Below are 13194 nucleotides of genomic sequence, written 5' to 3' on the forward strand. Positions count from 1 at the left end.
TCAAAGACGCCCCCATGCTCCTCAGCATGGCCCAGAACGGCCTCTCAGCCCTTCCTGACACCTCGCAGCCTCAACCGCGCAGACATTCAGACTATCACCCTCATCCTAAAGTGCAAGAGAAAATTTCCGCGGCCCTGCTACGTCTACGAGGCTCGCCTCGAAAAAGCCAAGCAAATCAGGGATTCCTCGGGGAATGAGTCCCAGGGCCGGACTGGGCTTCGCGAGGCACTCATCTCTGGACCGCCGGCCCACAGTCACCCAAAAACCCTTCTCATTCCTGGCTTGGATCCTTGCCGTAGGATATCCCTCCACAAGGAGAAAGCCTGTGATCCACATCGTCGGGGCGGGACTGGCTGGTTCGGAAGCCGCATGGCAATTGGCTTCACGGGGCCATGAAGTGCTCCTCACTGAAATGCGCCCGCGCTGGACCACCCCGGCGCACACCACGGACCAGGCCGCCGAGATGGTGTGCTCGAACTCCTTCAAGAGCGACGATCCTGCCTCTGCCACCGGCATCCTGAAGGCCGAAATGAAACGGATGGACTCGCTGATCCTCCACTGCGCCGAAGCCACTCGGGTGCCTGCGGGCAACAGCCTTGCCGTCGATCGGAACGCCTTCTCTGAGCTGGTGACCCGAACCCTCAAGGGCCATCCGGGCATCCGATGGCAAGAAGCCCAGGTGACCGAACTGGACCTTTCATCCCAGACCATTCTCGCCACGGGTCCGCTCACCTCCGAACCCCTTGCGGCCTGGCTGGCCTCGACCACAGGCTGCGGGCAGCTGCACTTCTACGACGCCATCGCGCCCATCGTCGAACGCGACAGCATTGACATGGATATCGCCTGGATGGCCGCCCGCTATGACAAGGGAGGCCCCGACTTCATCAACTGCCCGCTCGACAAGACCCAGTACGAGCGGTTTCTGGACGCGCTCATCGCGGCAGAACGGGTGCCCCTGCATGAAGTGGACACGCCTTATTTCGAGGCCTGCCTGCCCATCGAGGTCATGGCCGACCGGGGACGGGAAACCCTGAGGCACGGCCCCATGAAGCCCGTGGGACTGGATGATCCTCGAACGGGTCGGTGGCCGCACGCGGTCGTGCAGCTGCGCCAGGACACCCTGGCAGGTGAACATTTCAACCTCGTGGGCTTCCAGACCCGCCTCAAGTGGGGCGCCCAGAGGGAGGTCTTCAACCTCATCCCGGGCCTCGCACAGGCTGAATACGCGCGGTTCGGAAGCATCCACCGGAACACCTACATCCAGGCTCCGTCCATTCTGAATGCGACATTGAATGTCAAATCTACCCCGCAGCTTTGGGTCGCGGGCCAGCTCTCTGGCGTGGAAGGCTATCTCGAATCCGCCGCGGGCGGCCTGGCGGCGGCCTTCGCGGTGGACCGCGCCGCTCGCGGACTGGCGCCGCTTCCCTTCCCTCCCGAAACCGTCCTGGGCAGCCTCCTCCACTACCTGGCCAACGCCTCCGCCAAGGATTTCGGCCCCACCAACGCCATGCTCGGGCTCCTCCCGCCCCTGCCCGAAGGTGAGGTGGATGTCCGGGGCCTGAAGCGGGCCGGTGGCCTGCGTGCAGTCAAAGTGGCCAAAGGCGAGGCCCACCGGAAGCGCGCGCTGGCCGCCCTTGAGTCCTTCTTGGGGACGGCCGATCAGGCCATGTAATCGAAGAGGCTCGTCTTGTTGGCCTTTGCCAACACGTTCAGCGTGGCCGATTGGATCGTCTGGTCCGTCGAGTACTCGGTGGCAGCCTTCGCAAAATCCGTATCCTGCAGGTTGTTCTGCAGGTCCTGCAGGTTCACGTTGAACCCGGTCAGGGTGTCCTTGAGGTTGATCAGCTGCGACTGCCGGCCGCCGAGGTCGGTCTGAACCTTGAGCAGGTTGTTCAGGCTGTTCTGCAGGTTCGTGGTGGCAGTGGCGACGAGAGCAGCATTATTGGTGGCCATGCCATCCCGGAGATCCGTGACCGCCTTGAAAAGGTCCGTGGTCGAGCCCTGGCCTCCCGCGCCGAAGAACACCGTGTCGCCAGGGATGTTGGTCGCAATGGTCGTCGTGGCCGTCACAGACAGGTTGACGGTGCCGGAGTTCCCCCAGTAGTTGATGGGGCCAGCCGGCGGCGCCGCATCCTCGAAGGGGAGGGGATGGGCGGCCGTCCCAAGCGTCTGAGTGCCCGCGAAGATGTACTTCCCCTGGACCTGGGTGTTCGCCAGACCCAGCAGGCTGGTCCGGATCGCATCGATCTCCGGGGCCGACGCAGAGCTGACCGTCACAGCCAGCTCCTGCAGCCGTTCCACATCGTTGATGGCCGAAGACACGACGTCCTCGGAGGTCGTCAGGAATCCCATCGCCGCATCGCCCTGCTTGACGAACTGGGTATTCGATTTCATGGATGTCCCGAGATCGAGGATCGAGGCCGCGGCGGCGGGATCATCACCCGGGCTCGTGAGACGGTTTCCCGTCGCAATGCGGGTCTGGTTCTGAACCAGCCGTGCCTGGGTCCGCTCCAGATCCAGAAGGGTCTGTCGGGTCTGGGTGGTGCTGGGGGTTCTCAGAGACATGTATCACCTGCCTTCAGGCTCATTGACCGAACTGGGTCACCAGCTGTTCGGTGAGCTGGTTGATCACGCTGAGAAAGCGCGCGGAGGCCTGGTAACCGCGCTGGAGGTTCATCATGTTGGCCGCCTCCTCGTTCAGATCCACGCCGGAGATGCTGTCCCGCTGGTTCTGCAGCGCCGTGACCAGGTTCTGTTGGGTGGTGCTTTGGGTGTGGTAAGACTGGGACTGGGTGCCGACGTCGCTGACGAGGCTGCCCACCACGCTGCTGAAGGGCCCCGCATCGGTGATTCCATCCCCGTTCGTATCCACCGTGCTCGTCGCCGTCTGCAGGTTGCCGATGGCATTGGCCCGGGCGTTGTCGCCCTGGGCCCCGGCCACACCGGCGGCCGCAATGAGAGAGGGATTGCCCACGATGGCCGCATTGACCGAGAGCGCGTTCACCATGCCCTTGTAGAAGGTCGCCGCCGAGACAGTGGTGGGAAGGCCCGTGCCACCATTCGCCACGCCGCTCTGGAAGAAATCATTGCCCGTGGTCACGCCGTCAGCCGCGAATCCCGTCCGGTGCAACTGGTTCACCTGCCTGGCGACGCCGGCGGCGATCTGATCCAGCTGCCGCTGGAACCCCGCGAGGATGTTGTCCCGCAGGTCCAGCTTGCCGCCCAGTTGCCCATCCTTGATGCCGGCGGTCACATCCACCACCGTGCCGCCCATGACCGATTGCACGGCGAGGTGGTTATCCAGCGCCGCCCCACCGGGAGAGGTCTGCAACTTGTAGGCGCTGCTGCCGCTGACAAGCACCCCGGCGCCCGTGTCCAGGGTGATCTGGTACTCGCCCTTGGAGCCTTCGAACACACTGATGCCCACCAATCCGGCGAGCTGATCGGTCAGGGCCTTCCGCTGGTCGCGGGCGTCGTTGTTGGCTCCCGGGTCGCTTTCGGTGGTGATCTGCTGATTCAGCTCGGCGATCTGGGATGTCAGGTTGTTCACCTGGGTCACCAGGCTGCCCACGGCCTGATCGGCGCTGTTCCGCTGATCATCCAGCAGCCGGTACTGGGACTGGAGTCCCGTGATCATCGCCTGGGCCTTCCCCACCACGTTGGTCCGGAGGGCGGCGCTCTCCGGCTGGGCAGCCAGGGATTGGAAGCTCTGAAAGAAGGACTGGATCTGGGCCGCGATGCCCGTGTCGCTCGTGTCTCCCACGACATTCGCGATCGCGTTGACCCCTGAATAGCGCTCCTCGGCCCCCGCCTGGCGGGCCGATTCGCGGTAGATCTGCAGGTCCAGGAATTTGTCCCGGACGCCTTGGACGCTGTTCAACGAGACGCCGGTCCCGAAGTAGATCTGCCCCTGGGGCTGGGCCTGGTTGGCGATCAAATCGGCGCGTTGCCGCGTGTAGCCGGGCGTATTCACGTTCGCAATGTTGTGGCCCACCACCCCGAGGGCCGCCTGCTGCGCCTGCAGGCCCGAGAGTCCGATGTAGAGGCTTGCGTTGAGTCCGGGCATGGCTACACCTTTTCCTGCAGGCGGGGCGCGAGCGCCGGAGCCTCGGCCTGGAGCCCTCCCCTGCCATAGGAAGGCGATCCGGATAGGCCAGCGAGGGTCGCGCGCAGCGGGGATTGAAGGCCGATGAGCAGCGTCTGGATCGAGGCAATGCGCTGTTTCAGCACCAGGGCGCTCTTCAGGTCCTCGGGCCACCAGACCAGCTCCGACCACCGGATGCTGGAGAGCAGGGCCGAAGGATCTTCGCCTTCGATCAGCTTTTCCTCGAGCGCATCCAAGAGTTCGGGCACGGCATGCAGCATGGAAGACCTCCTCCCGGGTTCCTGGGCAAGCCTCAGGCCAAGAGGTCCAGGTGCATCCGGGCACCGTCTGCCGAGGTCTCCTCCGACTCTTCCCCGGGAAGGTCCTCCGAAGCTCCGGTCCCATGTCGTCGCTGCTGCTCGGCTTGTTCCTGATTGCCCTGTTCGGGCAGCTTCAGACCCTCGGTTTCAGACACATCCGACACATCGTGCATGGCCTCCGCCAGCCGGGCATCGAAAGCCTGCCGACGGGCCTGTTCCCGCTGCACCTGGGCCCCGCCCTCCATGGCCTGCCTCACCGTCTCGACGGCGGCGGTCTGGAGTATCTGGCGTTGTCCCAGGGGACTGATCATGCCCTCACCACGAGGGCCTGGGGGCTAGGAATGGCGTCCCTGCGCCATGTGTTCCTTGATGAGCCCTTCGGCCACGGCCTCTCCGTCGGGGTTGTAGGAATCGGCATCCAGACGGTTCTTGATGGCTTCGACCTTCTCCATCCGGATGTCCGGCACCACGGCCAGAGCCTCCTGGGCTACGGCCACGAGCCGTGCCGCGGAAGAAACCTGGACCGCATCCGACGCGGAAGCCGAAGCGACTGGAGCCGACGCAGGCGTGGAGGACGTTTTGGGTCCCGTCGCGCTCTGGGTGCTGCCGACACCACTCGTTTTACCGCTCACGCGCATATTCACCTCGACAAAGTCCTATCGGCAGTTTGCCAAGAACCTTCAACACCCTGGAGGTTCTTTTTCACAGCCGCGGCCTCAGACTGAGCCCAGGAGGCCTTCAGGCGGTCCGCCAGACCCCATCCGTGGCCGGACGAGACGGCACGATCGACCACGGCCTGGTCCATCAGGTATTCATAGGTGGAGCGGGATTGGCCCGAATCACCAAACAATCCCGAAGGCTGAATGGTCTTGCGCATGGTCTGGAAGAGCAGCCCCATCAAAAGGCCTTCGAATTGGCGAGCGGCTTTCTCGGTTTTTTCGTTGGCATCCGGCAGAGCCTTCGCCCCCTGGGCCTGGGCCAGGGGGTCGACGGCGGGAAGGCCCTGGGCGATCACAGGACCCTCAGGTCGGCCTGAAGGGCGCCGGCTTCCTTGATGGCCTGGAGGATGGCCACCAGGTCGCGGGGACTGACGCCCATGCCGTTCAGCAGTTCGGCCAATTTGCCCACGCTGACTCCCGGCTCGACCGTCACGGTCTTGGGCTTCTCCTCGACCGCGGTGACATCCTTCTTCGTCGCAGTAACCGTCTTGCCCTGACTCAAGGGAGCCGGCTGACTCACGAGGGGCGTGGAACTCACCATGATGCTCAACCCTCCCTGGACGATGCTCACGGCGCCGATACGGACATCCGAGCCGAGGATGACGGTCCCTGTCTTCTCATTCACCACCACCCGGGCACGAGGTTGCAGCTGCACGTTCAGGTTCTCCAGCCGCGCCACCAGTTCGACAGCCCTTCCCTCGAACTCCTTGGGGATCTTCAGTTCCACGGTGCGGGCATCCAGGGGATGCGCCACCTTTTCGCCCAGTTCCTCATTGATGGCATGCACCACGCGGACGGCGGTGGTGAAATCCTCCTCCACCAGGCTGTAGCGCAGGGTCGCACGGCCGTTGAAATCACCGCCCACCTCGCGCTCGATGATGCCTCCGTCCGGCACGCGCCCCACGGTGGGATGGTTCTTGACCACCGAGGCACCCCCTGCCGACGCGCTGAATCCCCCGACCAGCAGCGGCCCCTGGGCCACCGCATAGGTCAGGCCATCGGGGCCCTGCAAGGCAGTCATCAGGAGCGTCCCACCCGCCAGAGATTTCGCGTCGCCCGTGCTCGACACCGTCACGTCCAAACGCGAGCCCGCCCGGGAGAAGGGCGGCAGCTCGGCCGTTACCATGACGGCCGCCACGTTCTTCACCTTCACCTGGACGGGGTTGACCGTCAGGCCCTGACGCGACATGAGGTTCGTGAGCGACTGGACCGTGAACTTGGTCTGATCCTTGTCGCCGGTCCCATCCAAGCCCACCACCACCCCGTATCCAAGCAGCTGGTTGCCCCGCACGCCCTGAAGCCGGGCCACGTCCCGAAGCTTGGATTCGACCTTCTTTTCGACCTTGGCAGTCTCGGCCCCGCAGAGGGCCAGGGCCGCCAGAAAGAGCGCAGCGACTCGCATGGAAACCTCCTAGAAGGGCCAGATGTAGGCCAGGAGCCGGCTGATGTAGCCCGGCTTCAACGTTTCGTCCACCACACCCTGACCGCCGTACCCGACGCGCAACTCAGCCACCTGACCAGAGGTGATGGTGTTGGTGGCGTCGAGCATGTGCGGATCCAGCATGCCGGCCACGTAGAGCCGCTGGGTTTCATTGTTCAGCTGGATGTCGCGGAAACCTTCGAAGATGAGGTTGCCGTTGCCCACCACCTTCACCACCCGCGCGGTCACGGTCGTTGTGAACGTGGCGCTGCGCCCCGTGGTCCCGGTGCCCGCGTACTTGTTGGTGGTGGCAGTGGATTTATCCGAGGTGCTGCTGCCGATCCCGAATCCGGCGAGTGCCCCGAAGAGGGTGGGGCTGCTCAATTTGTTGCTGCCAGCCCGGTTCGTCGCGACATCGGCCTTGGTGATGGCATTGGTGCTTTCGCTGATCTTCAGGGTCACTAGATCATTCACCCTGTACGCACGCAGGTCGGCGATCACCGGCCGATCCCGCCAGAGGCTGCCCTCGTTCAGCGCCTGCATGGGCGGGGCCTCTTCCACATAGGGAATGGCGGGTTTCTTGGCCAGGTTGGCATCGTGGCGCTTGGGAAGGGAGCAACCGAATCCCGCGAGCAGCAGGATGATGGGCAGCATTTTCCGCATGAGGCACCTCCAAGCCCTTTCAGGGCGAGGACGATGCCAATCCCTCAGGCCAGGGCCACCAGCAGGCGATCATGACCGGCAAAATCCTGATGAATCATAGCTTTAGCCCATCCGATACCCATGGCGCGCCGGCACAACTCGCCCCCCTGGCCTGCCCCGATTTCCAGCAGACAGGCTGGGGCCTGCCTTTGCTTGGCCTGCCGAAGGAGGGCCTCAGAGAGGGCCAAACCCCGATCCGGCGCGAAAAGGGCCGAGGCGGGTTCGAAGCCCAGCTCCCGTTGCAGGGTCGGCTGATCCGCCGGATCCACATAGGGCAGGTTGGCCACCACCAGTCCCGTCGGATCCGGAATGGGATCCAGGAGGTTTCCCTCAAAGAACCGCAGGGAGGCCCCCAGGCTCTGCGCGTTTTCCTTGGCGACCTTCAGGGCCCTGGCGCTTTGATCCGAGGCGGTCACTTGCCAGTCGGTCTCCAGCGCCAGACAGATGCCGATGATGCCGCTGCCCGTACCCACATCCACGCAACGATCCACCTTCAGGCGCCGGCCCACGTCCAGGGCCGCCTCCACCAGCAGCTCGGTCTCGGGACGCGGAATCAGCGTGGCGGGCGTGACTTTGAAGCGGTGGTTCCGGAAGAGGCTCCAGCCCAGGATGTAGGCCCAGGGTTCGCCCTTGCGGCGACGCCGAACCCAGCCACTGACGCGCCGCCGGACCTCGGGCGGAACTTCTTCTGTTCCGTGGGCCGCGATCCAGCTTCGAGAAAGGTCCAACCCCTCCTCGAACCACCGGATGCATTCTGCATGGGCCTCTTCGGGGTCCAGGAACACGGCCAGGGCGGCAGCAAGGTCGAGGCGGAGTTGAAGGTACGTCTGGCCCATCCCTCCAGCCTATCGCGGGAGGGTTAAATCCAAAACGCCTGCTTTTTCAGGCCATCAAGGCCTTGGCCCGCTCCTGGCTCTGCTGGGCGACGAGCTCATGCAAGCTGCCGCCGTGGCTGTCCATGGTGACCACGAGGGGGAAGTCCTCCACCTCGATGATCCAGAAGGCCTCGGGGCTGCCGAATTCTTCGAGCATCTTCACGTCGACCACGCGCTTCACGCGCTCGGCCAGGAGGCTGCCCGCGCCGCCCGTGGCGTGGAGGTAGACGGCGCCGGTCTTCTGCAGGCCCTCGCTGGTCTTCTTGCCCATGCCGCCCTTGCCGATCACGCCGCGCACCTTGTAGGTGTCGATAACGTCTGCCTGATAGGGCTCTTCGCGGATGGAGGTGGTGGGGCCCGCGGCCACGAAGGAATAGTGGCCGTCCTCGTGCTTCTTCACGACGGGGCCGCAATGGTAGATGACCATGTTCTCGAGGATGGGCTTCAGCCACTCGGGCTTCTGCTCTTTCATGAACTTGTGGCCCATGTCGCGGCTGAGGACGACGCGGCCATTGAGCAGCACTTCGTCCCCAACCTTGAGCTGGCGGATCTGGTCTTCGGTGATGGGGGTGGTGAGACGGATCATGGGAGCCTCGTCAAATCAATCGAAGGACACTTCGCCGTTGGCGTCGATCTTCATCACCAGGCGGCGGCTGCTCCAGCACATGTAGCTGATGCTCACGTAGAAGCTGGCCGGATGGCGGAACATCTCCTCGGCGAGCACCCCCAGCACCGTGGTGTTGCCGCCGTAGCCCATGGGGCCGATGCCCAGGGTGTTCAGATCGCTGACCATCTCCTTTTCGAAGGCGTCCATGGCCGGCACCGGGTTCTTCGACCCCAGCTTGCGCAGGATGACCTCCTTGCTCTTCTCATAGCTGGTGACGCGGTCGCCGCCGATGGCGACGCCGAGGATGCCCGGGCTGCAGCCCTGGCCCTGGGCCTTCACGACGGCATCGATGACGCACTTGCGGACCCCCTTGAGGTCGCGGCCCGCGCCGAGGGCGGCGTCCGGCAGGCGGTACTGGGCGCCCACGTTCTCGCAGCCGCCGCCCTTGAGCATGACGGCCACTTCGATGCCGGGCTTGTCCCACTCCTCGAAGTGCACGACGGGATGGCCCTCGTGGAAGGGATCCATGTTGTTGCCCGAGTTCTTGCCGCTGAGGGCCTCCACGCAGTTCGGCCTCAGGTAGACATTCTGCGTGGCCAGCTTCACGGCTTCGCGGATCTGCTTCTTCACCGCCACCTGGCTCAGGCCGTAGGGATGGCGCACCCAGAAGATCACCGTGCCCGTGTCCTGGCAGAGCGGCGTCACGTGGCCGTCCGCCAGCAGGATGTTCTTCACCATGTCATTCAGGGTGTTGAAGGCGCGACTGCCCTCTTCTTCCGCATCGCGGCCCTTCACCAGGGCATCGATCACGTCCTGAGGCAGGCGGCTGGTGGTGCGGCGAAGCAGCTCCAGGACGGCCTGGGTGAGGTCCAGCCCCTTCAGGTTCGACAGATCGGCCTTCCATCCGGCGGGCAGTACGGATTTTGATTGCACCACCTCGCTCGAGGTGAGGGTGGGAATGACGCATTCAGACATGGGCCCTCCGGAAATCAAGCCTTCATGATCCGCCCGGCGAAGCTCATGCTCAAGTGATCAATGTCCGCTTCGTCGGGCTTCAGCGTCCCCAGGCCCGGCAAAGGGCGAGGGTGAGGTCCAGCAGCGGCGCCTCGCTGCGGGACAGGGCCATCCCCTTCAGGTCCTTCTCGCATTGGTTGACCCGGGACAGCAGGGCTTTCACGCCGCGGGGCTTGAGCTTGGCCAGGGCGCCTCGGTAGCCGTCCAGGAGAAAGGCCTGTTTGGGCGAAAGCCCCAGTGCGCCGAGGATCTCGCCCCCCTTGAGCCCGGCGGCCTCGGCCTCGACCAGCCTCAGCAGGCGGTCCACTTCCCGTCGGACCTGGCCCAGCATCATCAGCGGTTCGTCCCCGTCTTCCAGCGCGGTGCGCAACGCCTTCAGGGCCCCTGCGGCATCCCCCTTCTGCCAGGCGCCGGACCAGGCGAAGGCCTTCTGCTCGGCCAGACGGAAGGTCACCTGATCGACCATGGCTTCGTTCACCCGCCGGTCTTCCGCCAGCAGATCCAGCACCTCCAGGGCCCGCTTGATGAGCCCGGGGTTTCCACCCTGACGCTGGGCCAGCAGGCTGGAGGCGGCGCCTTGAAGCACCAATCCGAGTCGCTTCGCCTCGGTTTCGATGAAGGCCGGGATCTCCAGGGCGTCCAGGGCGCCCACCTTCAGGATGCGACCTGCCTTGGTCCAGTCGGTCCAGGGCTTTGCCCCCAGCGCTTTCCCGGGCGCCGCCGGAAGGGTGTTCCAGGCCACCAGCAGCAGGTTCACGCCGGCCGGGGGCTTCTCCAGCACCGCTTTCACCGAAGCCGGCAATTCCTTGGCTCGGGTGAACAGGTTGTCGGCCGCGGGCACGAGCACCGTGCGGGCATCCACCCCAAGAGGCGCGGCTTCCTGCAGCGCCGCCATGACCTCGGGCCAGGGGCAGCCCTCCGAACAGATCGTGAGCGAGAAATCGGCCCACTCGGGATCCACGTGCTTGCGCTTCCAGGCTTCGACCGCCTCGCGGCGCCCATCACTGTCCTCGCCATGCACCAGGGCGAAGGACTGGTTCAGCCAGGCGGCGGGCGCGGCCATCAGTCCACGCCTTCCAGAAGCTGCGTGAGGAAGCTTTCGGCGAAATCGTCGGCCAGGTTTTCGAGCACCTGGAGCTCGCGGCTGTCGAAGCTGGCGAAGTTCTGATCCACCCGGTACTGGTTCGAGAAGGTCAGGCCGCGGCGGGACAGCACGGACACGCCGGTCTGCCCATCCAGCAGCTCCACGCTGGCCACCACCACCACCTCCACGCGGGAAGCCGTGCCCGCGCTGGCCCGGTTCTTGTCGTTGCCCAGGGAGAGGCCGATGGGGCGGGATCGGTATTCTTCCAGCGTTCCCTGGAGCACCCAGCGCGAGGGTTCCCCCTGGGCCACCAGTCGCCACGGACTCGCCGCCACCACGCGGTTCTCCAGAGCCTTGGTGAAGCGGTCCTCCAGCCCCAGTCGCGGCGTCAGGTTGCGGAACCTGGCCAGGCGGATGGTCTCGCCCTGCTTGGCCCAGGCCGCCGACCGCTGTTGCCGGTCCAGGCGGTGGTACCCGCAGCCGGAGGAAAGCAGAAGCCAGGACAGGAGGAGGGCCCCTCCGGCAGATGAACGCTTCACGGGTGGTACACGCCCACGTAGGGCAGGTTGCGGAGCTTGCCATCGAGATCCAGGCCATAGCCGACGACGAAATGATCCTCGATGGTGAAGCCGACGTAATCCACGGGGACTTCGACCTTGCGGCGGCTGGGTTTATCGAGCAGGGTGCAGATCTTCAGGCTGAGGGGTTCGCGGTCCTTCAGCAGGTTGCTGACCTTGAACAGCGTGAGGCCCGTGTCGACGATGTCTTCCACCACCAGGGCGTGCCGGCCCTGGATGCTGCGGTCGAGATCCTTGAGGATGTGGACTTCTCCCGTGCTTTCCATGCCGCCGCCATAGCTGGTCACCTGCATGAAGCTGACGTCGATGTCCAGGTCCATGGCCCGGACCAAGTCCGCGAAGAAGGGGAACACCCCATTGAGCAGCCCCACGACCACCAGATCCTTGCCCTGGTAGTCCCGTGTCAGTTCGGCCCCCAGCTCCTTGACCCGCTCGCGGATCTGGGCCTCCGACAACAAGGGGGTGACGCGGTCTCGCATGAAGACTCCTGAGGGTGAAGATGGCGGACTTGCGCCTGGTCCATTCAACCCTAGGAAGCCCGGCCGGGTCCATCCATTGAGGGCGGATTGTGCTTGATCGCCGCCTTCGGAGCCGAACATGATGGCGACAGCCACCTTCTGCGAGCCCTTGATGATCCAGACGGCCCCAACGACCGCCGACCGGACCCCCGATCCGGGCTCGCCGTACCACACGCCCGAGGTGCTTGCCTGGGTAGAAGCCGCCCAGCGCGGGGATCAGAACGCCTTCGGATCCCTCGTGCGCCTCTTCTCCCGCGACGTCTACGGCAAGGCCTTCTCCATCCTGAAGAACCACCAGGATGCCGACGACGTGGTTCAGGAGACCTTCATCCGCGTGTTCCGCGCCCTGCCCGGCTTCCGGTTTGAATCCTCGTTCCGCACCTGGCTCATCACCATCACCACGCGCCAGGCCTTGAACTACCGCGAGCGGGTGACCCGGGATCATGAAAGCCTCGACGGGCCCGAAGGCACCCTTGAGCATGCCGCGCTCCGGGTGGAAGAGACCCAGATCGCCTCCCTGCTCGATCAGGAGGCCCGGCGCCTGCTCCACGAAGCCCTCCCCAAGCTGCCCAAGCGGCAGAAGGAGGCCCTGACGCTGAAGCTCCAGCATGATTGGAAGTACGAGCAGATCGCCCAGGCCATGGGCACCTCCGTGGGCAGCGTGAAGGCCCACATCTTCCATGCGATCCAGAACCTGACCCGATACGTGAAAGGAGGCCGAGCTTGAGCCAGCCCCTTCCAACCCCCGAGACCTGCGCGGCCATCACCGAGGCCGTGCTGGCGAACCCCCTCGACCCCGGCGCCGAGGCCGAGGCCCATATGCAGATCTGCCGCGCCTGTTCCGAAGCCCGAGTCGCCTACCTGGCCCAGGAGGAGGCTCCTGAGCCCCTGGCCCCTGCCGGCTACTACGACCGCCTGCCGGAGCGCGTGCTGCGCAAGCTTCCCGCCCGTCCCCGCCTGCATCAGCGCTTACGGCCCTTCACATGGGCCGCGGCCGCTGCGCTGCTGGTGGCCGTCGGCGCCAGCAGTTTCTGGGCCGGCCGGGCCAACCGGGCGCCCCTGGTGGAAGCCAATCTCAAACCCGCTTCCGAAGCCCAGGAACTCGTGACGGAAACCCCATTCCAGGATCACGAGGATGCCGATAACGAGGACGCCGTGACCCAGTTGACAGCCCTTTCCGATGAAGATGCGAACGCTGTCATCCGCACCCTCGCCAACCAGGCGGCCCACCCCGCCGTCGCGCCGTGATTTTCCGCATCCCCCGGAGACGTCC

The 13194-nt window shown here is 65.0% G+C and carries 17 protein-coding genes; 3 read left to right on the top strand and 14 right to left on the bottom strand.

The window, feature by feature from the left end; all coding sequences use genetic code 11:
- The first annotated feature begins 325 nt into the window (after positions 1 to 325).
- Entirely contained in the window at positions 326 to 1672 is a 1347-nt protein-coding gene (trmFO, locus tag QSJ34_RS12635) for a methylenetetrahydrofolate--tRNA-(uracil(54)-C(5))-methyltransferase (FADH(2)-oxidizing) TrmFO (RefSeq protein WP_285575760.1), read from the top strand.
- Here the strand turns inward: trmFO and QSJ34_RS12640 are convergent.
- The 14 genes from QSJ34_RS12640 to hpt all read right to left on the bottom strand — a co-directional run bounded on the left by QSJ34_RS12640 (position 1660) and on the right by hpt (position 11882).
- Positions 1660 to 2565 (bottom strand): flagellin N-terminal helical domain-containing protein, encoded by a 906-nt coding sequence (locus QSJ34_RS12640; RefSeq protein ID WP_285575761.1) that lies wholly within the window; start codon positions 2563 to 2565, stop codon positions 1660 to 1662. The two genes, trmFO and QSJ34_RS12640, sit on opposite strands and share 13 nt — an antisense overlap.
- Positions 2566 to 2584: 19 nt before the next feature.
- Positions 2585 to 4066: a flagellar hook-associated protein FlgK gene (flgK, locus tag QSJ34_RS12645; RefSeq protein WP_285575762.1), complete on the bottom strand. Its 1482-nt coding sequence runs from the start codon at positions 4064 to 4066 to the stop codon at positions 2585 to 2587.
- Positions 4067 to 4068: 2 nt separating this feature from the next.
- Positions 4069 to 4365, bottom strand: coding sequence for a hypothetical protein (locus QSJ34_RS12650; RefSeq protein ID WP_285575764.1), 297 nt, complete (start codon positions 4363 to 4365; stop codon positions 4069 to 4071).
- 32 nt (positions 4366 to 4397) lie between these two features.
- Positions 4398 to 4715, bottom strand: coding sequence for a hypothetical protein (locus tag QSJ34_RS12655; protein WP_285575767.1), 318 nt, complete (start codon positions 4713 to 4715; stop codon positions 4398 to 4400).
- A gap of 24 nt (positions 4716 to 4739) precedes the next feature.
- Positions 4740 to 5042 (bottom strand): flagellar biosynthesis anti-sigma factor FlgM, encoded by a 303-nt coding sequence (flgM, locus tag QSJ34_RS12660; RefSeq protein WP_285575769.1) that lies wholly within the window; start codon positions 5040 to 5042, stop codon positions 4740 to 4742.
- Positions 5043 to 5044: 2 nt separating this feature from the next.
- Positions 5045 to 5302, bottom strand: a complete 258-nt coding sequence (locus tag QSJ34_RS12665) for a rod-binding protein (RefSeq protein WP_285575772.1) — start codon at positions 5300 to 5302, stop codon at positions 5045 to 5047.
- Positions 5303 to 5415: 113 nt separating this feature from the next.
- Positions 5416 to 6525 (bottom strand): flagellar basal body P-ring protein FlgI, encoded by a 1110-nt coding sequence (locus tag QSJ34_RS12670; protein ID WP_285575774.1) that lies wholly within the window; start codon positions 6523 to 6525, stop codon positions 5416 to 5418.
- A gap of 9 nt (positions 6526 to 6534) precedes the next feature.
- Positions 6535 to 7206 carry a flagellar basal body L-ring protein FlgH gene (locus QSJ34_RS12675; protein ID WP_285575776.1) on the bottom strand — a complete coding sequence of 224 codons (672 nt, stop codon included), beginning with the start codon at positions 7204 to 7206 and terminating at the stop codon, positions 6535 to 6537.
- A 44-nt stretch (positions 7207 to 7250) separates the two neighbouring features.
- A complete protein-coding gene (gene prmC, locus QSJ34_RS12680; RefSeq protein ID WP_285575778.1) occupies positions 7251 to 8081 on the bottom strand; it encodes a peptide chain release factor N(5)-glutamine methyltransferase in 831 nt (276 codons plus the stop codon).
- A gap of 46 nt (positions 8082 to 8127) precedes the next feature.
- On the bottom strand, positions 8128 to 8706 hold the full coding sequence (locus QSJ34_RS12685; RefSeq protein ID WP_285575780.1) for a FumA C-terminus/TtdB family hydratase beta subunit: 579 nt from the start codon (positions 8704 to 8706) through the stop codon (positions 8128 to 8130).
- Between the two features lie 15 nt (positions 8707 to 8721).
- Positions 8722 to 9702, bottom strand: a complete 981-nt coding sequence (locus QSJ34_RS12690) for a fumarate hydratase (RefSeq protein ID WP_285575782.1) — start codon at positions 9700 to 9702, stop codon at positions 8722 to 8724.
- 79 nt (positions 9703 to 9781) lie between these two features.
- Positions 9782 to 10804 carry a DNA polymerase III subunit delta gene (holA, locus tag QSJ34_RS12695; protein WP_285575784.1) on the bottom strand — a complete coding sequence of 341 codons (1023 nt, stop codon included), beginning with the start codon at positions 10802 to 10804 and terminating at the stop codon, positions 9782 to 9784.
- On the bottom strand, positions 10804 to 11364 hold the full coding sequence (lptE, locus tag QSJ34_RS12700) for an LPS assembly lipoprotein LptE (protein ID WP_285575786.1): 561 nt from the start codon (positions 11362 to 11364) through the stop codon (positions 10804 to 10806). The genes holA and lptE overlap by 1 nt, the downstream gene beginning before the upstream one ends.
- Positions 11361 to 11882, bottom strand: a complete 522-nt coding sequence (hpt, locus tag QSJ34_RS12705) for a hypoxanthine phosphoribosyltransferase (protein WP_285575788.1) — start codon at positions 11880 to 11882, stop codon at positions 11361 to 11363. The genes lptE and hpt overlap by 4 nt, the downstream gene beginning before the upstream one ends.
- Before the next feature lie 118 nt (positions 11883 to 12000).
- Between hpt and QSJ34_RS12710 the strand changes: the two genes are divergently transcribed.
- Positions 12001 to 12648: an RNA polymerase sigma factor gene (locus tag QSJ34_RS12710; protein WP_285575790.1), complete on the top strand. Its 648-nt coding sequence runs from the start codon at positions 12001 to 12003 to the stop codon at positions 12646 to 12648.
- Positions 12645 to 13169 (top strand): hypothetical protein, encoded by a 525-nt coding sequence (locus QSJ34_RS12715; protein WP_285575792.1) that lies wholly within the window; start codon positions 12645 to 12647, stop codon positions 13167 to 13169. The genes QSJ34_RS12710 and QSJ34_RS12715 overlap by 4 nt, the downstream gene beginning before the upstream one ends.
- Positions 13170 to 13194 lie beyond the last annotated feature (25 nt).

The sequence above is a fragment of the Geothrix limicola genome, from assembly GCF_030268085.1.
Taxonomy (GTDB): domain Bacteria; phylum Acidobacteriota; class Holophagae; order Holophagales; family Holophagaceae; genus Geothrix; species Geothrix limicola.

What these genes read in the sequence shown, in the direction of transcription:
- QSJ34_RS12640 (WP_285575761.1), bottom strand. Translation starts at nt 2,565, where the DNA reads ATGTCTCTGAGAACCCCCAGCACCACCCAGACCCGACAGACCCTTCTG.
- flgK (WP_285575762.1), bottom strand. Translation starts at nt 4,066, where the DNA reads ATGCCCGGACTCAACGCAAGCCTCTACATCGGACTCTCGGGCCTGCAG.
- QSJ34_RS12650 (WP_285575764.1), bottom strand. Translation starts at nt 4,365, where the DNA reads ATGCTGCATGCCGTGCCCGAACTCTTGGATGCGCTCGAGGAAAAGCTG.
- QSJ34_RS12655 (WP_285575767.1), bottom strand. Translation starts at nt 4,715, where the DNA reads ATGATCAGTCCCCTGGGACAACGCCAGATACTCCAGACCGCCGCCGTC.
- flgM (WP_285575769.1), bottom strand. Translation starts at nt 5,042, where the DNA reads ATGCGCGTGAGCGGTAAAACGAGTGGTGTCGGCAGCACCCAGAGCGCG.
- QSJ34_RS12665 (WP_285575772.1), bottom strand. Translation starts at nt 5,302, where the DNA reads ATGGGGCTGCTCTTCCAGACCATGCGCAAGACCATTCAGCCTTCGGGA.
- QSJ34_RS12670 (WP_285575774.1), bottom strand. Translation starts at nt 6,525, where the DNA reads ATGCGAGTCGCTGCGCTCTTTCTGGCGGCCCTGGCCCTCTGCGGGGCC.
- QSJ34_RS12675 (WP_285575776.1), bottom strand. Translation starts at nt 7,206, where the DNA reads ATGCGGAAAATGCTGCCCATCATCCTGCTGCTCGCGGGATTCGGTTGC.
- prmC (WP_285575778.1), bottom strand. Translation starts at nt 8,081, where the DNA reads ATGGGCCAGACGTACCTTCAACTCCGCCTCGACCTTGCTGCCGCCCTG.
- QSJ34_RS12685 (WP_285575780.1), bottom strand. Translation starts at nt 8,706, where the DNA reads ATGATCCGTCTCACCACCCCCATCACCGAAGACCAGATCCGCCAGCTC.
- QSJ34_RS12690 (WP_285575782.1), bottom strand. Translation starts at nt 9,702, where the DNA reads ATGTCTGAATGCGTCATTCCCACCCTCACCTCGAGCGAGGTGGTGCAA.
- holA (WP_285575784.1), bottom strand. Translation starts at nt 10,804, where the DNA reads ATGGCCGCGCCCGCCGCCTGGCTGAACCAGTCCTTCGCCCTGGTGCAT.
- hpt (WP_285575788.1), bottom strand. Translation starts at nt 11,882, where the DNA reads ATGCGAGACCGCGTCACCCCCTTGTTGTCGGAGGCCCAGATCCGCGAG.
- QSJ34_RS12710 (WP_285575790.1), top strand. Translation starts at nt 12,001, where the DNA reads ATGATGGCGACAGCCACCTTCTGCGAGCCCTTGATGATCCAGACGGCC.